General features: G+C 28.5%; 22 protein-coding genes and 1 riboswitch. Of the genes, 10 read left to right on the top strand and 12 right to left on the bottom strand.

Annotated features, from left to right (window positions below):
• The first annotated feature begins 14 nt into the window (after positions 1–14).
• The gene (locus tag H518_RS0107925; protein WP_028888557.1) at positions 15–944 is read left to right on the top strand and encodes an LAGLIDADG family homing endonuclease; all 930 of its coding nucleotides are present in this window, start codon (positions 15–17) and stop codon (positions 942–944) included.
• A gap of 78 nt (positions 945–1,022) precedes the next feature.
• On the opposite strand, the gene H518_RS0107920 is transcribed toward H518_RS0107925, so the two are convergent.
• The 3 genes from H518_RS0107920 to H518_RS0107910 are packed head-to-tail and all read right to left on the bottom strand — an operon-like array spanning position 1,023 to position 3,439.
• Positions 1,023–1,241: a VF530 family protein gene (locus H518_RS0107920; protein WP_028888556.1), complete on the bottom strand. Its 219-nt coding sequence runs from the start codon at positions 1,239–1,241 to the stop codon at positions 1,023–1,025.
• A gap of 30 nt (positions 1,242–1,271) precedes the next feature.
• Positions 1,272–1,817: a TlpA family protein disulfide reductase gene (locus H518_RS0107915; protein WP_028888555.1), complete on the bottom strand. Its 546-nt coding sequence runs from the start codon at positions 1,815–1,817 to the stop codon at positions 1,272–1,274.
• Positions 1,817–3,439, bottom strand: a complete 1,623-nt coding sequence (locus tag H518_RS0107910; RefSeq protein ID WP_028888554.1) for an aminopeptidase P family protein — start codon at positions 3,437–3,439, stop codon at positions 1,817–1,819. Before H518_RS0107910 ends, H518_RS0107915 begins: the two co-directional genes overlap by 1 nt.
• Positions 3,440–3,602: 163 nt before the next feature.
• Here H518_RS0107910 and gcvT point away from each other — a divergent pair, with 163 nt between their 5' ends.
• Entirely contained in the window at positions 3,603–4,685 is a 1,083-nt protein-coding gene (gene gcvT / locus H518_RS0107905) for a glycine cleavage system aminomethyltransferase GcvT (protein WP_028888553.1), read from the top strand.
• An 80-nt stretch (positions 4,686–4,765) separates the two neighbouring features.
• Here gcvT and H518_RS0107900 read toward each other — a convergent pair whose 3' ends face one another.
• From H518_RS0107900 to H518_RS0107875, 6 genes are all read right to left on the bottom strand, one after another.
• Positions 4,766–5,179, bottom strand: a complete 414-nt coding sequence (locus tag H518_RS0107900) for a hypothetical protein (protein WP_028888552.1) — start codon at positions 5,177–5,179, stop codon at positions 4,766–4,768.
• A 57-nt stretch (positions 5,180–5,236) separates the two neighbouring features.
• The gene (locus tag H518_RS0107895) at positions 5,237–6,313 is read right to left on the bottom strand and encodes a hypothetical protein (protein WP_028888551.1); all 1,077 of its coding nucleotides are present in this window, start codon (positions 6,311–6,313) and stop codon (positions 5,237–5,239) included.
• Between the two features lie 135 nt (positions 6,314–6,448).
• Complete coding sequence (locus H518_RS0107890) at positions 6,449–7,561, bottom strand: efflux RND transporter periplasmic adaptor subunit (protein WP_028888550.1); 1,113 nt, start codon at positions 7,559–7,561, stop codon at positions 6,449–6,451.
• Between the two features lie 16 nt (positions 7,562–7,577).
• Complete coding sequence (locus H518_RS0107885) at positions 7,578–8,819, bottom strand: ABC transporter permease (protein ID WP_028888549.1); 1,242 nt, start codon at positions 8,817–8,819, stop codon at positions 7,578–7,580.
• Positions 8,820–8,821: 2 nt separating this feature from the next.
• The gene (locus tag H518_RS0107880; RefSeq protein WP_028888548.1) at positions 8,822–10,051 is read right to left on the bottom strand and encodes an ABC transporter permease; all 1,230 of its coding nucleotides are present in this window, start codon (positions 10,049–10,051) and stop codon (positions 8,822–8,824) included.
• A gap of 2 nt (positions 10,052–10,053) precedes the next feature.
• Positions 10,054–10,758: an ABC transporter ATP-binding protein gene (locus H518_RS0107875; protein ID WP_028888547.1), complete on the bottom strand. Its 705-nt coding sequence runs from the start codon at positions 10,756–10,758 to the stop codon at positions 10,054–10,056.
• A 149-nt stretch (positions 10,759–10,907) separates the two neighbouring features.
• Here H518_RS0107875 and H518_RS0107870 point away from each other — a divergent pair, with 149 nt between their 5' ends.
• Complete coding sequence (locus H518_RS0107870; RefSeq protein ID WP_028888546.1) at positions 10,908–11,321, top strand: thiol-disulfide oxidoreductase DCC family protein; 414 nt, start codon at positions 10,908–10,910, stop codon at positions 11,319–11,321.
• Positions 11,322–11,411: 90 nt separating this feature from the next.
• Here the strand turns inward: H518_RS0107870 and H518_RS0107865 are convergent, their stop codons facing one another.
• The 3 genes from H518_RS0107865 to H518_RS0107855 all read right to left on the bottom strand — a co-directional run bounded on the left by H518_RS0107865 (position 11,412) and on the right by H518_RS0107855 (position 15,518).
• The gene (locus H518_RS0107865; RefSeq protein WP_028888545.1) at positions 11,412–12,467 is read right to left on the bottom strand and encodes a YncE family protein; all 1,056 of its coding nucleotides are present in this window, start codon (positions 12,465–12,467) and stop codon (positions 11,412–11,414) included.
• Between the two features lie 4 nt (positions 12,468–12,471).
• Complete coding sequence (locus tag H518_RS0107860; RefSeq protein WP_028888544.1) at positions 12,472–14,343, bottom strand: TonB-dependent receptor plug domain-containing protein; 1,872 nt, start codon at positions 14,341–14,343, stop codon at positions 12,472–12,474.
• Between the two features lie 30 nt (positions 14,344–14,373).
• Positions 14,374–14,568, bottom strand: a riboswitch (cobalamin riboswitch).
• An 11-nt stretch (positions 14,569–14,579) separates the two neighbouring features.
• Positions 14,580–15,518 (bottom strand): ABC transporter substrate-binding protein, encoded by a 939-nt coding sequence (locus H518_RS0107855; protein WP_240472506.1) that lies wholly within the window; start codon positions 15,516–15,518, stop codon positions 14,580–14,582.
• A 100-nt stretch (positions 15,519–15,618) separates the two neighbouring features.
• Here H518_RS0107855 and H518_RS0107850 point away from each other — a divergent pair, with 100 nt between their 5' ends.
• The 7 genes from H518_RS0107850 (at position 15,619) to H518_RS0107820 (ending at position 21,092) form a co-directional block, all read left to right on the top strand.
• Positions 15,619–16,122 carry a bifunctional adenosylcobinamide kinase/adenosylcobinamide-phosphate guanylyltransferase gene (locus tag H518_RS0107850; RefSeq protein ID WP_028888542.1) on the top strand — a complete coding sequence of 168 codons (504 nt, stop codon included), beginning with the start codon at positions 15,619–15,621 and terminating at the stop codon, positions 16,120–16,122.
• Positions 16,123–16,126: 4 nt separating this feature from the next.
• On the top strand, positions 16,127–17,167 hold the full coding sequence (gene cobT / locus H518_RS0107845) for a nicotinate-nucleotide--dimethylbenzimidazole phosphoribosyltransferase (RefSeq protein WP_028888541.1): 1,041 nt from the start codon (positions 16,127–16,129) through the stop codon (positions 17,165–17,167).
• 3 nt (positions 17,168–17,170) lie between these two features.
• Complete coding sequence (locus H518_RS0107840) at positions 17,171–17,938, top strand: adenosylcobinamide-GDP ribazoletransferase (RefSeq protein ID WP_028888540.1); 768 nt, start codon at positions 17,171–17,173, stop codon at positions 17,936–17,938.
• A complete protein-coding gene (gene cobC, locus H518_RS0107835) occupies positions 17,923–18,450 on the top strand; it encodes an alpha-ribazole phosphatase (RefSeq protein WP_028888539.1) in 528 nt (175 codons plus the stop codon). Before H518_RS0107840 ends, cobC begins: the two co-directional genes overlap by 16 nt.
• Before the next feature lie 4 nt (positions 18,451–18,454).
• Positions 18,455–19,573 carry an ABC transporter substrate-binding protein gene (locus H518_RS0107830; protein WP_028888538.1) on the top strand — a complete coding sequence of 373 codons (1,119 nt, stop codon included), beginning with the start codon at positions 18,455–18,457 and terminating at the stop codon, positions 19,571–19,573.
• A 101-nt stretch (positions 19,574–19,674) separates the two neighbouring features.
• Entirely contained in the window at positions 19,675–20,325 is a 651-nt protein-coding gene (locus H518_RS0107825) for a hypothetical protein (RefSeq protein WP_028888537.1), read from the top strand.
• A gap of 59 nt (positions 20,326–20,384) precedes the next feature.
• Positions 20,385–21,092, top strand: coding sequence for a DUF1963 domain-containing protein (locus tag H518_RS0107820; protein WP_028888536.1), 708 nt, complete (start codon positions 20,385–20,387; stop codon positions 21,090–21,092).
• The last annotated feature ends 331 nt before the right edge of the window (positions 21,093–21,423 follow it).

Below are 21,423 nucleotides of genomic sequence, written 5' to 3'. Positions count from 1 at the left end.
TTTTGTTAAAAAAGATGAAAAAGAAATGTTTAAAATGTAATTTAAATGAATTTAATATTTATCCTAATAAACTATGCCAAAAATGTTTTAGTAATAGATTAGAAAAAGGATTAGAGCTTAAAGGAATTGATTTAAAAATCACTTCAAATAAGCTAATTGAAAATTATATCATAGAAGAAAAGTCTATTAATCAAATAGCAAAAGAAAATAATTTAAAACCTTTTCAAGTTAGAAAGTATTTTGATTTATATCTAATTCCTGTAAAATCACCTACAAATTCAAGAAAGAAAGATATTAATGAAACCATTTTCAAGAATTTAACACCTGATAGTTCGTACTTGCTAGGTTATATATTTACTGATGGTTATTTGGCTTTAAATAAGACTAATAATACTTACTTCTTACACATATATAGTAAGTATAAGTACCAATTAGAAAACGTTTTAAAAATATTACAATCCAAAGCAAAGATTCAACACAGAAGTCAAAAAAATTATAGTGGTAAAATTCAAGGAGAAATTTATTGGTTACATATTGGAAATCAAGAAATAATCAAATCTCTATTAGAATTAGGTATGGTTGCTGACAAAAACCAAGAAATTAAATACCCAAAAATTCCTAAAAACTTAAATAATCATTTTATAAGAGGTTGCTTTACAGGTAGCGGTTCAGTATCCTTAGACAAAAACACTCTTTTATCTCAAATTACAATTGGGTCATTACAGTTTTTAAAATCAATTGAAAAAAAACTACATGAAGTTGGCTTAAAAAAAAGAAATATTTATGAAAATAAACAATCCAAAAAACCATCTTATGTAATAAGATACGCAACTAAAGACAGTGAAAAACTTTATAAATATTTATACAAAGGAAAGACTATACATACAGTTTGCAAAAGGCAAGAAAAATTATATAAAGAGAAATTTAAAACTACTTTAATATAATCAACAAAAGAACTCATAAAAAGGACTTTTTATTATAAAGTCCCGCAAGAATGGGTTAATTCCGTTTTAAGCTAAAAATTAGCTTATCATTTTTAAATACAAATTTTCAACTTTAGTTCTAGCCCAAGGTGTTGTTCTTAAAAACTTTAAACCTGATTTATAGGTAGGGTTATTTTTAAAAGCATTAATCTTTAAAATTTCACCTAATTCTTCCCAACCATACTCTAAGTATAATTCTTCTAACATGGTGGCTAACTTTATTCCGTGAAGTGGGTTATTTGGTTGTTCTTGGCTCATATTTTATTTAAAACAGCAAAAATAAAGCTTCTACTTGATTAATTCATCTAATAATGTTCTAACTTTCTTACTATTCCAATCGGCAGCCCCTTTTTTCTGCATAACAATAGCACTTTTCTTATCTAAAATAAAAGTAGCAGGTATCGATTTAGTTTTTAATTGCGTTGGTATGTTGCTTGTTGTATTATAAGTAGGTAAATCATAACTGTTCTTTTTATAAAAATCATCAATCGTTTTCCAATTTTCGTTACTTACAAAAATAAACGTTACACGATCTTTATAATCATCATATAAATCTTGAATACTTGGCATTTCTGCCCTACAAGGTGGACACCATGTTGCCCAAAAATTAACAAATACTACTTTCCCTTTTGTTTTATTAAAATCAATACTCTCAGTATTTAAACCTTGTAAATTCCAATCATATCTCTTTAACTCTTCTCTTTCTTCAACCTTAATTGTACTTGGTGAAAAAGAGATTAATCGAATAAAATAAACTTTAGTAGGCGGGTATATTAACAAACCTATAATAACTACAAATACAATATTTGAGATCGTTTTTCTGGTAAATTTCATTAATCTAAATTAGGTAATATAAAATCGTCTAATACACTTTTCTTAGCCATCATTTTCTCAATAGCTTTCACTGTTCTTGGTGCTTCGTTTGATAAATTTAATGGAACCCCATCTGTAATTAAAATATCATCTTCAATACGAACTGCAATTCCCCACCATTTTTTATCGCAATTACTTCCTTTAGGAATATAAATACCTGGCTCTACTGTAATAACCATATTTTTTTGAAATTTACCATACGTTCCCGGATCATGCACATCTAATCCAATATGATGTGAAGTACCATGAGGAAAATAGCTATGTTTTTCATCTAACGTTTTTATAATACCTAAATCTAACAAACCTTGGTTAATTACTTTTATGGTAGCTTGCCCTGGTGCCCAAAACATATTATCTGTAGTACATACTTTTATACCTTCATCTTGCGCTTTTAACACAATTTCATAAATTGCTTTTTGCTCAAGCGAAAATTTACCATTTGCAGGAATTGTACGTGTAACATCAGCGGTATACCCTCTGTATTCAGCTCCTAAATCCATTAACACCATTTCATCATTTACTTTGGTTTTATTATTTTCTATATAATGTAAAATACAGCCATTATTCCCTGCTCCTACTATCGATGGATACCCTTCGTATTCAGCTCCGTATTTTTTATATACAAACTCATGAATTCCTTGAATTTCTGTTTCAGACATCTCAGGTTTCATTGCTTTCATCATTTCTACTTGACCAATTGCTGAAATACGAATTGCTTTAGTTAGCAACTTTAACTCTTCCTGGGTTTTAACTTCTCGCATTTCTGCTAATTTTAATGATAAAAAAGTTAAATCTATATTTAATTTCTCTGTAAGTTTTAATGCTACTTTTTCTTTTATTTCTTTTTTAAGATTATCGTTTGTAGCATTTTTATATCCCATTAATAATTGATCCTCTTTTAAACTCGGATAATAGGTTATAGCTTTACCAATAACCTGAGCTACATTTGCAGTATTTTCTATTGGTGTTGATTTTATAAGTTCATATACATATTTTTTTTCCTTTGATAAAAATAATGAAGGATTGTAGTTTGATTGACTTTTAAATTCTTTAACCAAATCGTAAATTTCAGCTGTATTTCTTTCTGAATTTCTATAATCATCTTTAAACTTATCAATAAAAATTTTATCGAATTTTTTAAAATTTAATTTATCAGAAATAAAATCTTCCGCATTTTTAGCAACTTTAAAACCTAGCTCAGTTTTTGCTCCCTCAATACCTAAACGTTTTCCATTCCACATTTCTGCTCTTGGATCATTTTTTTGAACATATAAAACTTCATTATATGAAGTACCTAAACTATCTTTTTGATTGTCTGAAAATAATACTAAAACTGCATTCGGTTCACGATAACCTGTTAAATAATAAAAACTAGGATCTTGATGAAAAATATAGTCTACATCGTTTGCTCTATTTCTTATAGGATTCGCAAAAAGTACCGCTACTGAATTTTCAGGCATTTTAGATCGTAAAATATCCCTTCTGTTTTTATGAAAATCTGCTGATAAATAATCAGTTGGAGTTTGTGCTATAACTGTATTTAATATTCCTAATAAGCAAAATAGTAGTGTTTTTTTTAACATTTCATTGTTTTTACAGATACTCAAATGTAATATTCTTAAAGTATAACAAGAAAACATTAACATAACATTAGGTAATAATCTATTAAAATATTAAACATATTCAAGCTAATTGTTTGTCTTTTTTTCAATATTTTAGCAATACTTTTTAACAAACAATTTTAAAATGAAAAATACTGCATTAACACATATTCACGAAGCTTTAGGAGCTAAATTAGTTCCTTTTGCTGGTTATAACATGCCTGTACAATACGAAGGTATAAATATAGAACACGAAACGGTTAGAAAAGGAGTTGGTGTTTTTGATGTAAGTCATATGGGTGAATTTTTCTTAAAAGGAGAAAACGCTTTGGCTTTAATTCAAAAAATTGCTACTAACGATGCTTCAAAATTAACACCAGGAAAGGCACAATATAGTTGTATGCCAAATGCTGATGGTGGAATTGTAGATGATTTAATTATTTACATGATTGCCGAAAATGAGTACATGTTAGTTGTAAATGCTTCTAATATAGAAAAAGATTGGAATTGGATTTCTAAGCACAATGATTTAAAAGTAGAAATGGAAGATCGTTCTGACGATTGGTCTTTATTAGCTATTCAAGGACCAAAAGCTGTTGAAGCAATGCAGTCGTTAACTTCTGTAAACTTATCTACTATTAAGTTTTATACATTTGAAATTACTGATTTTGCAGGAATACCTAATGTAGTTGTTTCTGCTACTGGTTATACTGGGTCTGGTGGATTTGAAATATATGTAAAAAATAAAGATGTTGAACAACTTTGGAAAAAAGTTTTTGAAGCAGGTGCTGATTGGGGAATTAAACCTATCGGTTTAGCTGCTCGTGATACATTACGTTTAGAAATGGGATACTGTTTATATGGTAATGATATTGATGATACTACTTCTCCTTTAGAAGCTGGTTTAGGTTGGATTACTAAGTTTACTAAAGACTTTGTAAATGCTGAAGCTTTAAAAGCTCAAAAAGAAGCAGGTGTTGCTAAAAAATTAGTAGCTTTCGAGTTAACAGAACGCGGTATACCTCGTCATGATTATGAGATAGTTGATGCTGAAGGAACTGTAATTGGTCGTGTTACTTCTGGAACAATGAGTCCTTCTTTAGGAAAAGGAATTGGTTTAGGATATGTTACCAAAGAAAACTCTAAAGTAGATTCTGAAATTTTTATTCAAGTACGTAAAAAACAAATACCTGCAAAGGTTGTTAAATTACCTTTTTACAAAGGATAATTAAAATATTTTTATACTAAAAAAGCAACTCTTATGGGTTGCTTTTTTTTATTGTAATATAATAGATAAGTTAACGATTTTTATTTCTTTAAAACAACTCCTCTACCTCCATACATATGGATTGCTAAAGCACTAAACTCTTCTTGAACAGTTGCTGTTTTAATCGTATAACGTTTAGAAATTTCTTTTAAAGCTTTCTTTGTTTTTGAGTTTTTATTCATCGCTATTCCTGCCATTATAAGTATAGCTAACACTATAATTCCAATAATTGAAATTTCAATATTTTTTATGTTTTTATAAGTACTATAGCTGTAACTATTTCCTGCTATAAAAACATTATGAATTAAAAAAAGAGCTCCTACAAGTAAAAAAGGAAGTTTTACATAACTCTCCATAGCTGCTGATTCAGCATACAACTTTAAAGGAATTTGTAGTTTCTCTTTAGGTACTTTCTCTATAATCTCAAATGTTACTTTTTCATCTGTAGCTTCCATATTTCGTTTTTTATTATACAATTTAGCTAAATTACAAACTTTATATAAGTGTAATACTTACTTTTTATGTTTTATAATATACAAGCCGTTGCTTCCGCTTGCGCCTATATTTGTAGGGTAAAATAGTTTTAAAAAACTTACTTGAGATTTATTTGTATACCTTTTTGGCAAAACATAATAAGACAAATAGTGTTTTGGACTAGATAAAATACTAATACTTTTAATCCCTTTCTCTTTAAACTTAAACACTTCTTTATTTATTTCTAATTTAAGATAAGAGGTTCCTATAAATGATACAGGTATACTTGTATATGCAATTGTTCCATAGCTCTTTTCTTTTTGATAAAAAGAAGTTTTTATTGCTTTATATTTAGGATATTCTAAATCATCTTCTTTTGTGAGAATAACAGGATCTGGTACAGAAGAAAAACCTTCATTACCTGACGATCGTGTTGAGTACACATTATCTACAGTATTTTTAAGGAATAGTAATTTTTTAAATTTTTCAGGATATTTTTTAACTATTTCTCCGGTTGGGTAAAAGTTTATTCCGGTAGATTTATTCTGTGATATATAAATACCTAACCATTCATTTTCTATCTTTAAATAAACTTTATAATTCTTAGCACTAAATGTTTCAACATTTGCATAGATTACATGACTTGCTTTGCTATAATACGTTTCCATTAACTTAAAGAACTCTTCTTTATTTAATTCTTTATTAGAAAAATCTATTATTTTATTAAGCGATGTTACTTTAATTTTTTCTTGTGTTAAATCATATATTTCGGAATCTGTAAAAACGTAAGAACCGAAATTAGTATAACTAACATTACCTAATCTATCAATTTTAAATTGCTCTTCCCCTACACTATTAATTTTTGTTATTTTCTCATCTCCATAAACAATAAAATAATTCCCTATTTCATCATAGCCTATCAAATTATAGGCATTTTCTGATATTCTTTCTAATTGAAATTTTTCACTATTTACTCCGTCTTTTAAATAATTATAAGTTTCATATTCCTTTTTCTTAAATATAGATGCCGAAGTAATATTTATTGTAGTACATTTTTGAATAAAAATCAAAAGCAAAAAGAACCCTAAAATCATTTTTATATTTTTTTTAATCATCATTTATAAAATCAAGTAAATCTTTACTGCAATTATATTGTTTTTAAGAGTAAACTTCTCATTTTATTATAAAAAAAAAGAAGAAATTAAATATTTAATTTCTTCTTTTTTACACATGATTAAATTTATAAGTTATTAATCATCTTTCTTTTTATCTTTTGATGCTTTGTTCCAAATTTTAATTTCATCATCTTTTGTAACCCCACCTAAAATTTCAACATTTACTCCATCTGAAGTTCCTAACTCTACATCTTTCTTTTCAAATTTGCCGTCAGAAACTTTAATTTCTACATAAGGTTTTTCAGTTTTTTTATCAAACCTTAATAATGCTTCTTTTATTGATAAAACTGAATCTTTCTTTACTAAAACAATATCTGCATTTGCACTGTAACCAGCTCTAATAAAATATTTATCATCTAAAGAAACATCTGCTTTAATTTTAAATTGAACAGCACCACCTTCGTCTGTTCCTTTTGGTGCAATAAAATTTAATACTGCTGGAAACTTTTTATTTTCAATTGCTCCTAAAGCAATCTCTATATTTGTTCCTTTTATTAATTTTCCTACTTCTGACTCATCTACTTTTCCTTCGAAAATCATCTTTGTCATATCTGCGATACGAGCAATCGTAGTACCTGCATTAAAATCGTTTGTTTGTGTAACTTGATATCCTTTCTTTACAGGAATTTCAACAACCATACCTGATGTAGTTGCTCTAATACTAGTATTAGCTGCACTACCTAAACCTGATGTAGTTCCTCTTTTAATAATATCCATATCTGATTGTGCATTAGATAAAGACAATCTTGAATTATTATAATTTAATTCTGAATTTTCAAATGCTTGAAGAGAAATTACTCCTTTATCAAATAGTTTTTTATTTCTATCAAACTGAACTTTTGCATTATTAAACGATAATCTAGCATTTTTAACACTACCATTTGCTCTGTTTAAAGATGCTACATTTGGTACAACTCTTACTGTTGCTAATAAATCTCCTGCTTTTACAATAGCTCCTTCTTCAACTAAAATTTTATCAACAATACCTGCTATTTGAGGTTTAATTTCAACTTCTTCTAAAGGTACTACTTTACCTGTTGCTACTGTTTTTTTGACAATTGTTGTTCTAAAAGGTTTTTCTGTTTCGTATTCAACTATATTTTTTTTGTTCTTTTTTGCGAACCAGATTAACGCTATTGCAAATAATACTGCTACAACACCTAAAATAATTTTTGCTCTTTTACTCATAATGTGTTAATTGATTTTATTCTTCTCTTAATGCTTCGATTGGTTTTATTACTGTTGCCATGTGGGCGGGTATTAAGCCTATTAAAGTACCTAATATTACTAAAGTTGTAAATGCTATTAAAATAATTGGAATGTTTACTGTTGGGTTTACTAACGTAGGGTCTGGTCCTTGACCAAATGCTGCATCTATTATAAATAATACTAGTGCTCCAAAAATAATACCTAGCATACCAGCTATTGTTGTTAAAAAAACAGATTCTAATACAATTTGCTGTCTTATACTTTTTGGTGTAGCACCTAAGGCTCTTCTAATACCAATTTCTTTTGTACGTTCTTTTACTGTAATTAATAAAATATTACCAATAGCAAAAACTCCTGCTATTAATGTTGCAATACCTACAAACCAAGTTAAAAATTGCATACCTGTTAAAAAACCTGTGAACTTTGCTATTTCAACTCCTAAATTTACACTTCCAAACGCTCTTTTATCGTCAGGATGTACTTTATGTAAACTTTTTAAAGTTAGTAAAACGTCTTTTTCTAATTGTTTTATATCTACACCTTCATTAGCTGTAATCATCATCCAATGAATCTTATCTCCCATATTATACACCTGTTGAAAGGTTGTAAATGGAATGTAAGCACAAGCTCCATCAAAATTAATACTCGTTGACTCTTTGTAAACTCCTATTACTTTATAATTGATATTATTAATTTTAATATACTGCCCTATTGGTTCTTCTTTTTTATCAAATAATTGCTTGTATATATCTTCAGCAATAACCACTACTTTGGCTTTTGATAAAACATCGTTTTCATTTAAAAAACGCCCATACATTAAATTTTTCTTTTGAACTTGATCTAAAATAGGATAATCACCACTTATCTGAAAGCTTCCAGATTTAAAGCCCTTAATTATTTGTCCGTTAGACTGACTTCTTGGTGCTATTAATTTTATTTCTTCAAATTCCTCTTTTAATATTTTAACATCTGTTAAAGTTGGTAAAAAACGTCTTCCTTTTTGAAAACCTTTAAAAGGAGTGTCGGTAGATTGTGTCCATACAAATACACTATTTGTTGCAAAACTTCCAAAAATTTTCTTGAAGTTATTTTCCATTCCTCTTGAAGCTCCTAAAAGAACAACTAATAAGAAAATTCCCCAAAGAACACCAATAATAGTAATCACTGTTCTTACTTTGTTTTTACGAATACTTCCGTAAATTTCTTGCCAAGTGTCTGAATCAAATAAAAATTTCATAATTAATCTGCTCTTAATGCTACAATTGGTTTAATATTCGCGGCTCTCTTCGCAGGTATATAGCCTGCAATTAACCCTGATAAAATTAGAACAACAGTAGCTCCTACTACAATACCTGGACTCACACTTGGATCTTTTATAAAATACTTTTCTAAACCATCTCCTATTAAACTTAAAATATAAGTTCCTAATGATAAACCTAAGTATCCAGCAATGGTGGTTATTAAAACGGATTCTTGTACTACCATACCTACAATTGATGATGGTTTTGCACCTAATGCTTTTCTAATACCAAATTCTTTAGTTCTTTCTTTAATAACAAAAATCATAATATTACTAATACCGATAATACCTGCTATTAAAGTACCTGACCCAACGAATATCACAATAAAATATAGTGCTAGCATAAATGTTCCCACTCCTTTGTTCGCTTCTGCCATATTCCTTACTGAAAGTGCACTTTGATCATCTGGGTGTATTCCTAATTTTTTACGTAAATCACGCTCCATTTTATTACCAAATGCAATCGCTTGATCTAAACTTAATTTAGGATCATACCCTACAATAATTTGACTTAAATGGTCATTATTACCGTATATCATTTGTGCTGTAGTAACTGGCATATAGGTTTGACGCTCTTCATTATCTCCTCCATCATCAGAAAAAATTCCAATAATTAAATACGAAATCCCGTTTACGCTTACTCGTTTACCTAATGCAGGTTTTTCACCGAATAAATCTTGTTTAACTAAACGCCCAATAACAATAACTTTCGATTTTTCTTTTAAATCTCGTTCGTTAATGTACCTACCTTCATCTATAATTGTTTTTTCTAAAAATTGATGATCTGGGTGTACTGCTCTTAATCTATAACTATCAGATTTATTTTTATAAGAAATAGTTACATTTTTATAAATCCTGGCTGTTTGGTGTTGAATTTTATCTTCGTAAGTTTCTTTAATAAAATTATAATCTTTATTCTTTAACTGAATTGTTCTACCAGTTTGTAATCCCTTATAAGGTTTTGTAGTTTTCCAAACTCTAACCCTCATGGTATTCATTGCATCATCAACAAAAGCTCCTTTAAACGAATTACTCAATCCGCTTACAATACCAAAAAGTAAGGTAAATAACAATATTGCAAAAGCAACTGTAAAACCAGACATTACCGAACGTAATTTATTTTTACTTATACTTTGAAATATTTCTCTCCAACGATCTAAATCAAACATAATTAAATTGCTTTTTCTTTTGTATTGTTTACTAAAGTATACTCATCACTTATAATAACCCCATCTTTTAAACGAACAATTCTATTTGTTTGCTCTGCAACCTCTTCTTCGTGCGTAATTACGAAAACAGTCATACCCTCATTATTAATTTCTTTTAACAAATCCATTACAGAATCTGTCGTAGTAGAATCTAACGCTCCTGTTGGCTCATCTGCTAATACAACTTTAGGTTTCGTTACTAAAGCTCTTGCAATTGCAACACGTTGTTTTTGTCCTCCAGAAAGTTCATTAGGTAAATGATTAGCCCAGTCTTTTAAACCAACTTTTTCAAGGTAATCTAAAGCAATTTTTGATCTTTCTTTTCTATTGACTCCTTTATAATATAACGGTAATGCTACGTTTTCTAAAGCTGTTTTATAAGATATTAAGTTGAAAGACTGAAAAACAAAGCCTAAAAACTTATTACGTAAAATTGCAGCTTTTTTCTCATTTAAATCTTCAATTAACTCGCCATTTAAGTAATAATTCCCTTCATCATGAGAATCTAGCAAACCAACTATATTTAATAAAGTAGATTTTCCTGATCCTGAAGATCCCATAATAGATACAAATTCACCTTCTTTAATATGCAAGTCAAGTCCTTTTAAAACATGAAGAGAGTCTTTACCTATTGGATAGGATTTATGTAGGTTTTCTATTTTAATCATCGCAGTTAGTTAATTTTATACTAAAATAAATACTCAAACATAATTTTGTTACCAATTATATGTTAAATCATTATTTACTTTCCTACAAGACGTTTAATTTTGATTTATGTTACAAAATATTTTTGCTTTTTTAATAATAAGTATATACAATGGTTAATTTACCAACTAATAAAAAAATAATTTTGTTTGATGGAGTATGTAATTTTTGCAATGATGCCGTTTTAAAAGTTATTAAATATGATACTAAAAACCAGTACGTTTTTACTTCGTTACAGTCAGATATTGGAAAAGAAATTATAAATCATTTAGGTATTGATATTACAAAAATAGATTCCATTATTTTGTATGAACCTAATATTGCTTATTATATAAAATCAACAGCAGCTTTAAAAATTATGATCGGTTTTGGTGGTATTTGGAGCTTAACAACTATTCTTGAATTAATACCTGAAGCTATTAGAAATTATAGTTATGATTTTATTGCTAAAAACAGATATAAATGGTTTGGCAAAAAAGAGAATTGTATAATTCCTTCAAAAGAAATTAAAAAGAAATTTTTATAAACAATAAACCCACTTAAAAATGTAAGTGGGCTTATTTTCATAAACTTAATATTATTGAAAGTTTATAAAGAGGGGGGAATTATTATTCTTTTAATTATTAAAGTAAATTTTTGATGCCCCGATAGGCGCCTCTATTGTTTTAATTTTACTATTATCTATTAAATTAAATACTCTTAATTCACTTAAGTCAGAAAATCGAGTACTTAAAGCATAAAGCTTATTCTCTTTAACTTCCATTCCATAAAATTCAGAATATCCAGTTGTAAATAACTCAATTGTTAAAAATTCTGCAGTAGATAAACTAGTCTCTGATGTATTCATTTTATAAACCTTATTACTTAAATTATAATAAATTACATTATTATCAAATACCATTAAAGATGGATGTTCTCCGTCTTTAAACTCCATTTTAGTTACCGAATTATCATTTAAATCAATTTTAGAAATAGCAGCAAGAGTTTCATCATTTGTCCAAGCAGCTTTACCTTCAGATAAAACAACTAAATTTCCTGAATTGTTAAAAAACATTTCATCTGGTTTATCATTAACGATAATCTCTTGTACATCATCTGTTGAAATATCTATTACAGAAATAACATTGTTACTTCCATTACCTCCTTTATGAGAAACATATAATTTTCCGTTTTTTTCTAAAATTCTCTCTGGTCCTGTAGAAATAGTTATTTTTTTTATGAAATTATAACTATTCATATCAAAAACAGCTACAAAACCTTCTGTTGTTCCCCAGTTTGTTACATAACCTTTACCGTTAGAAACAACCATATATCTAGGAGTTTCTAAGTTAGTAGTTATCTCTCCCTTTTTTGTAAAAGAATACCTATCAACTGCTGTAATTGTATTTTGATTATCTACAATAATATAAGCACTATCATCATCAAAAGCAATTGACTGTAAAAATGTTCCTAACTCACTATTATTAACTTTTTTGTATATTAAATTTTCGTTAGTAGTAAGATCATTAGATACATAAGAAATTGAACCAGTACTTCCACTACCTTCACCACTTATTAAGATACCTTTGTCGTAATCTCCTTTTGGTAAATCTGGTGTATTATCATCGCTACAAGAAGTAAATATAATAGCCCCTAATACTAGTATAAGCGTAAATAATTTATTAATTTTCATTGTTTTAAAATTTATAGTTTATGTTAATATTAAAATTTCTATTTGGCATTGGTCTTCTTGGTTGTGTTATATATAATTTATTAAACACATTATTTACCTTAAAACCAATTGATAACTGTTTTTGATGTTGTTTTAAAATTTTAAAATCCCCACCTATATTAGAAACGAAAAAATGAGGTATTACAAAATCTTTAGAATTACTTTCTGTTGTATATGTCATTCCTGTAAATACTTGCTGAAAAAACAAACCAAACCTTTTATATGAATAACTTAAATTTCCGTTTAAAAGGTGCTTAGGTACAAAAGTCAAAAAAGTGTTTGTTCTTTTATTTTTAGCTTCTGTATAACTATAATTAAAATTAAAATCGATAAAATTTTCATCAAAATTATTGCTGTAAGAAAAAACAAACTCTACTCCTTTGTTATTTACATTAGATAAGTTTATTGGAGACCAAACCCCTGGTTTATCAGGATTTCCATTTGGTGTCCAAACTATTTTATTTTTCGCTGAAATATAAAACACACCTAAATCGGCTTTTATTTTACTGTTTTTAAAACCAATACCTAGCTCTCCTTGCATAGCTGTTTCAGCTACAAGGTTTAAATTTCCTTGTCCAGGCCAGTATAAATCATTGTAAGTAGGTACTCTATAATTTTTAGAACTATTTAACCTTAGATTAAAGTTCTTAAACGTGTTCGCTTTAAGTCCAAAAGCAAAACTATACGGAACATTATAATCTGAATTAAAATCTTTTCTGATTTTTGCATCAAAAAAAACTTTATTATAAATATTCTGATGATATATTATCGATTGAGAAAACTGTTTTCTATTTTTCTCTTGTATCATATCTGTTTTACCAAATATTGTTTCATATTCAGAATACGATGTTACTTTAGCTTTTATAGAAGGTATTTTATAACCTAATGCATAATTAATTAAATAACGTTTCGATTTTCCAAAACTATAATCTTCTACGTTTTTATTATCAAAATACTGGTATTCCTGTGTTAAAAAAGCTAATTTTAATTCATGATTAAAAATTTCTTTTTTATAATTATATATAACTAAATTTCTATTATTAAAATCTTTGTACTTATCATTTGCTGACCTCGGATTTGGCAATTCACCTGATAACAAACGTTTTCCTGAATAATTAGTACTATAAAATTTTAGTTGTGATTTATTTGAAAACTTATAAGCAAAACCAACATTTAAACTTAAATTATCATAAGCTCCATTTGCATTTTTAAATTTTGTGTCTAATAATTTATAATCATTTTCTGATTCATTATAAGAAATTCCAAATTTTAAAGATAGCTTTTCGTTAGATAGGTTAAACTTATACAAACTATTGTATGTACTAAAACTACCAGCGTTTGCTACAACTTGGTGTCTTATAGTTTCTTTAGATTTAAAATTTAAATAATCATTTAAATGTACCGTACCTCCTATTGCTCCAGAACCGTACTCTATACTACCACCACCACTTCTAACATTTATAGCATCAACTAGATTAACTGTTAAAGAATTAAACCCTGTTTGACCGTTGTTTACCGAATTTATATTAATTCCGTTCCAAATAACCGCCGTATTTGAAGCGCTTGTTCCTCTAAAACTTGCAGTACTCGTTCCTCCAGCTCCGTATTCTCTAAGATATATTGGTGAATTAAATCGTAATAAAGAACTAAACGATTTTATGTTTCTTGTTATTACAGAATCACTTAACCTATGTATTTTGTAACCGTTAGAATTCTTTACCAACTTTTTATCAGCTAAAACAATAACTTCTTCTAAAACACTCATTTTAGACTTCTCTTGAGCGAAAGAAAAAAGAGTAACAGTAAAAAATATTGTAAAAAGTGTGTATTTCTTCATAATATATTAAAACCCTTATCCCGAAAGTTTGAATTATTTAATATTTAGGCAGGTCTCCTGGCTTGCGTCTTGTAATTGGTCTTCCCATTTATAAATAAACAGTGACTTAAAGAATAATTACAAGCTTAGTAGCTTACAGTTGCGGGAACAGCTTTGGTATTTAACCAAATTCCCTTTTAATTTGATGCTATTTTAAACATCAAAACCCAAATTTTTTGCAAACTTATGCTATTTTATTAAGAATCTAGCATCAATAAATCATTATAGTTAGAAAACTTAGTAGTAATCTCTTCTGATACCGAAAAACAATTCGGGTGAATCATTGCAGTTAAACACGCTATTCCGTCAACTAAAGTACTTGCAGACGATTGTGTAAACATGGCAAAATCAGCAATAAAAACTTGTTTGTTTTTTACAGCACGTAAAGAACTCCATTCTGGTTTTTCTTCTAAAAAATGCATATCTTCCATAGTTCTTTCAATACCATAACCACATGGCGCTATAATTAAAATTTCAGGATCATATTTTACAATTTTATCCCAAGAAATAACAATACTATCTCCTGATGGATGCGCTAATAAATCAATACCTCCTGCATAGCCTATTTGATGAGGAATCCAATGTCCACAGTTAAATAGCGGATCTATCCATTCTAATAACATCACACTTTTAGATTGTAGTCTCTTAGCTCTTTGTGTATCTACAATAGTATAAATACGTTCTTTAAGTTTATTTACATAATTAATACCTACCGTTTCTTTACCCATCGCTTTTGCAATAGTTAAAGCATTGTCAAAAACATCTTCTAAAGAATTTGGTGTTATTGATATTAACTCAGGAACTTTGTTTAATTTATAGGCAGATTTTGCAACCGATTCTGTATCTATTTGGCAAACATCACATACATCTTGTGTAAAAATAATATCTGGTGCTATACTTTCTAAAACAGACTCATCTACATAATATAATGTACCGCCTTCTGCTTTAGTTTTAGAAAAAATAGTATTTATTTCTTCACTCGTTAAAGTTTGTCCTTCTAATTTGTAACGCACGGCAACTTGTTTTTCTTTAAGCGCAATTGCAGGACATTCAAAAGTAATACCTTCTAGATATTCTTGTAACCCCATATCATAAATCATTTGGGTTACAGCTGGCATAAATGAAGAAACTTTCATAAAAATAGATTTTAAGCGGCTAAATTACATAGTTCTCTAGTATTATTCTCTTTTTCTAAAAAATCTTTACAATCTTTGCTTTCAATTTATTTCTTTATACATGATATATTATATTACTGGCGGAGAACGCTCTGGAAAGAGTGGTTACGCTCAACAATTGGCGGAATCACTATCTAATACTCCTTATTATTTAGCAACTTCAAGAATTTGGGATGCTGATTTTAAAAAACGAGTGGATAGACATCTTTCTGATAGAGATGAACGTTGGACAACTATTGAGGAAGAAAAAAATATAAGCACTGTAATTCCTAAAAACACCACAGTAGTTGTTGATTGTGTTACTTTATGGCTAACAAATTTTTATGTAGACACTAAAAATAATGTAGAAGAAAGTTTACGTTTAGCTACCCAAGAAATAGATAAATTGATTGAAATAGATGCCACTATTATTATTATTTCTAATGAAATAGGAATGGGTTTGCATGCCGATACTAAAATTGGCCGAAAATTTACTGAACTACAAGGTTGGGTAAATCAATACATTGCAAAAAAAGCTGATAAAGCTACTTTTATGGTATCTGGATTACCATTAACTTTAAAATAAAAACATGTATCCTACTAATATAACACCAATTTCAACTACGCTAAAAGAAGCGCTAAAAGATAAGATTGATTTTAAAACAAAACCTTTGGGAGCTTTAGGTGTTTTAGAAACGATTGCGTTACAAATTGGGCAAATTCAAAATACCCTCTCTCCTGCTTTATCAAAACCTAGTATTGTTGTTTTTGCTGGCGATCACGGTATTGTAAAATCAAAACCAGTTAGTCCTTATCCACAAGAGGTAACCCAACAAATGGTGTTAAATTTTTTGAATAACGGAGCTGCTATTAACGTGTTTTGTAATCAAAATAATATTGACTTAACAATTGTAGATGCAGGCGTTAACGCCAACTTTGAAGAAAATGAAAATCTAATACATGCAAAAATAGCAAAAGGCACAAAAGACTATAGTATTACACAGGCCATGACAACAAATGATTGTTTGTTAGCTTTAAATAAAGGAAAACAAATAGTTACTAAATTATTTAAAGAAGGTACAAATACCATCGGTTTTGGCGAAATGGGAATCGGTAACACTTCATCTGCTGCTTTATTAATGAGTTATTTTACCAATACGCCAATTGAAGATTGTGTTGGTAAAGGAACAGGCTTAAATGATGATGGTGTTACTAAGAAAGGACAAATTCTTAGAGGTGTACTAGATTTACATGAAAAAAACATTCAAAATTCGATGGATGCTTTAGCTGCTTTTGGTGGTTTTGAAATTGTGATGATGTGCGGAGCCATGTTAGAAGCTGCATCTTTAAAAATGACCATTTTAATTGATGGTTTTATTGTTACTGCCGCTTTATTAGCTGCCCAAGCCATTAATAAAAACATTGTAGATTATTGCTTATTCTGCCATACTTCTGGTGAGCAAGGCCATGAACAAATGTTGTCTTTTTTAAATGCAAAACCATTACTAAATATAGGTTTACGATTAGGTGAAGGTACTGGTAGTGCCATTGCTTTTCCTATTGTAAAAGCTGCCGTTAGTTTTTTAAACGAAATGGCTACTTTTAAAAGCGCAAACGTATCTGAAGCTTAATTTATGAAAAACCAAATTCATTATTTTTTAACAGCTGTTTTGTTTTTTACGAGAATACCTTGTCCAAAATGGGTAAATCATTCTCCTGAAATTTTAAATAAAAGTAGCCGTTATTTCTCGTTAGTAGGTATACTTGTTGGTACAATATCAGCAATTGTTTATACTGGTGCTTCTTTCCTTTTTAATCCCAGTATTGCCATTGTACTTAGTATTGTTGCTTCGGTATGGACAACGGGTGCCTTTCATGAAGATGGTTTTGCTGATGTGTGTGATGGCTTTGGTGGTGGTTGGACTAAAGAAAAGATTCTAATCATTATGAAAGATTCTCGATTAGGAACCTATGGTGTTGTGGGAATCATTTCAATGTTAGCGATAAAGTTTTTAAGCCTACATGAATTAAACAATGTGTTAAAAAATATTCCTTTAGTACTTATATCAGGACATGCAATTAGTCGATTTGTCGCTACCATTTTATTATACACACACGAATATGTAAGAGATGTTGATACTGCTAAAGTGAAGCCTACAACTAAAAAAATGAGTACAAAAGCACTTATTATTTCGGGATTTTTCGGAATGTTACCTTTATTGTTTTTTAAAGATATTAGAATATTCTTAGTTTTAATTCCGTTGTTTTTAACTTACTTATATATGTCGCGCCTATTCAAAAAATGGATTGGCGGGCAAACAGGAGATTGCGCTGGTGCATTACAACAAGTTAGTGAAGTAGTATTTTATTTATCAATACTTGCCTTATGGAAATTATTTTAGTTAGACATACAACTCCGAATATTGAAAAAGGTATTTGCTACGGACAAGCCGATCTTGGTGTTGTTGATACTTTTGCAGAAGAAATTAAACCGATATTAAAAGCGATTAAAGTTAATGATATTAACACCGCTTATTATTCAAGTCCGTTACAGCGCTGTAAACTCTTAGCTGAAAAACTTTCTGACACTATTATTCTTGATGATCGTTTAAAAGAACTCGATTTTGGTGATTGGGAGCTGCAAAAATGGGACGATATTAACAAACCAGAATTGGATGTTTGGATGAATAATTTTGTAAACGTTACCGTTACTAATGGTGAGTCTTATATCCATTTACATACCAGAACTGTTCAGTTTTTAAACGAGCTTAAAACCCTAAAAAAAGAGCGAGCTGTTATTGTTACCCACGCTGGTGTTATTAGAAGTTTGTGGGCATACATAAACAAAACACCTTTAGATAAATCTTTCGATTTAAAACTAAATTACGGGGCTATCATAAAATTTACACTATAACAAAATGAAACATTTTATATTACTTATTATAAGTTCTCTGCTTTTAATTCAATGTAAAAACAGTGAAAATAAAAATATAACAACAATTGTTGATACCCTTAGCCCTATTAAATACGCAAAGGGTTTTGATATTATTACTAAAAATGGTAGGAAAAAATTAATCATCAAAAAAGTATTTCAAAATTCTAAAAAGCAATTTGAATTTACATTAACTAATAAAACGAACATTGCTAAAAACGAAATTAAAGTTCCTGTAAACGAATTGGTTGTTACAAGTACCACACACATACCAATGTTAGAGCTTTTAAATAGTGAAGATAAATTAGTTGGTTTTCCACACACAAAATATATTTCATCTAAAAGAACCAGAAAAAGAATTGAAGAAAATAAAATAGTAGAACTTGGGTCGGAACAAAGTATAAATACCGAAATATTAATGGATTTACAGCCCGAGTTAGTTATTGGTTTTTCATTACACCCAAACAGTAAATTATACGAAAACATTAAAAAAGCTGCGATTCCTGTTATATTTAATGGTGATTGGCTAGAAGAAACGCCTTTAGGTAGAGCGGAATGGATTAAGTTTTTTGGAGCACTGCTGTCTAAAGAAAAAGAAGCGGATAGCATTTTTAAAAGTATTGAAAAAAACTATATAGAAGCTACTAAAATAGCTAAAAGCACGACAAAAAAACCTGCTACTGTTATATCTGGTAGTATGTTTAAAGATATTTGGAATGTACCTGCCGGTGAAAGTTTTATGGCTACTTATTTAAAAGATGCTAACCTTAATTATTTATGGAAAGAAACAAAAGGAACTGGTAGCTTACAGTTAAGTTTCGAGAGTGTTTTAGATAGAGGAAAAAGCGCCGATTATTGGATTGGTTGCGGTTTGTACGAAACTAAAGAGCAATTAAAGAGTGCTAACAAACTTTATAAGGAGTTTGATGCTTTAAATAATGGCAATATATATACTATGGGGACAAAAAAAGGAGCTACTGGCGGACTTTTATTTTTTGAACTAGCCCCTATTAGACCCGATTTAGTGCTAAAAGATTTTATTAAAATTACACATCCTAAATTGTTACCTAATTATGAGTTAACTTTTTTTGAGAAGATGAAGTAGTTTTAATTTATAATCTAAGAATATTTATCTTTCACTAGCCTTGAATAAAAATGAATTCACACTCTTAAACATATTTTTCGGAACTATAAAACCCTTACAAAATGAAACTAAAAGTATTAATGATATTAGTTATAATCATATCTTGTAAAGAACAATGTCCTTCCGAATTAAATTTAGGTAATTTTAAATTATCTAAAAAATCTTTAAACTCTTTCCCTTATCAAAATAATGAAAAACAGTTAATATTTAAAGATTCTTTAGGTAATAAGGTTATATACATGATTACGAAACCACATACCCATAAAGAGAAAATAAAAAGAAAAGAAATATGTTTATCTTCAAAAGATAAAAAGAGAATAATAAAAGCTACTAATGAGTTACATGAGGTTAATTTAAAAACAAACTCAGACTCATTTCAGAGCATTAAAATTGAACTAACAACTGATTTTTATTTTAACAAAGCACGTGAATTGAAAGAATATGATTGTATGTGGTTTTATAGAGGTGGTGGTGGTACTCCTAAAATGATAACAGACATAAAAAACTCAAATTCTACCTATCTTTTTAAAAAAAACTATAAAGAACAAATTATAATAAACGGTAATCAATATAAAAATATTATAGAGATAAAGTCAGGTAACATTAATTCTTTTTATTATGATTTAGAAAAAGGTATAATTGCAATAAACGAATATAGAGATTATAGAAAACCTAAATATTGGATTTTAGATAGTGTTATCTATAAAAAATAAGACTTAAAAAATTTAAACTATATCAATAAAGTTACCAATAATTAAAAAAATGAACAAAATTGACAATTAAGGAAATAAAAGATAGAATATCTAAAAATACAACAATTTTTAAAGTTGGTGGGTTTAGACCTGAAAATACAATTCAAGAAAGTTGGATAGGCAAAGTTTCAGCTTATAGCCCTGACGAAATAATTCCGATTGATAAAAACGGAGAACTAATGTTTCCGTTAGCTCAAATTTACATTCCTAATTTACCTTTTATTCATCCGAAATTATCAAGTACAAAAATATTGACAGTTTTTATATCTAATGAATACCCAGAATGTTTTGAAAAAATGGGAGAAAATTGGATCATAAGAGAATATGAAAATTTAGAAAATGTTACTTTTAAAAATTTATCGAACCCCAAATCTTTTATAAAACAATTTCCTTTAAAGGCTGAACAAAAACAAGATTGTCCTCTTTGGGATGGTGGCGGTTTATCACTTGAAATGGAAAACAAAATAATTGAATTTGAAAATAATGGAGAAATTGAATGCTATTATGATATAGCAGATTTTCATCAATATGAACATAAAATTGGTGGATTCCCTTCTTATTGTCAGTCTGGAATTGGAATTGACGAAGGATTTGGTAAAGGGTTTGAGTTTGTATTTCAAATTACGTCAGACGAAAAAATAAACCTAAATGTAATAGATAACGGAAGTTTTATGTTTGCGAAAAATGACCAAACTAATGAATGGAGTTTATATTACGATTTTCACTAAAAAAAAGCTATTACCAACAGAACACTATACTAACAACTGGGTGAGAGTAAAATAATCTTCATTAAATACTTCTATTCGCATCGCCAAACATTATTCTTAAATTTTAAGAATCAAAACTTTATTTAAGCAACTCATTAATATTATTTTTTAAACCAACAACTATATTTAATATTACAATATTTTTGTACAGTTTTTTATATACTATTAAAAACTGTACAAAGAATTGTGCTACTTTTTTGTACAGTTTTTTTTAGCATATTATAAGACTGTACAAGAAACAACACTGCGCTCTTGTACATAAAAAATTATCTTAAAAAAAAATGTACAAATT

The organism is Tenacibaculum ovolyticum DSM 18103 (genome assembly GCF_000430545.1).
In the GTDB taxonomy this organism is placed as follows: domain Bacteria; phylum Bacteroidota; class Bacteroidia; order Flavobacteriales; family Flavobacteriaceae; genus Polaribacter; species Polaribacter ovolyticus.
The sequence above is the reverse complement of the archived record's forward strand: the minus strand, read 5'-3'. Positions and strand labels throughout refer to the sequence as shown.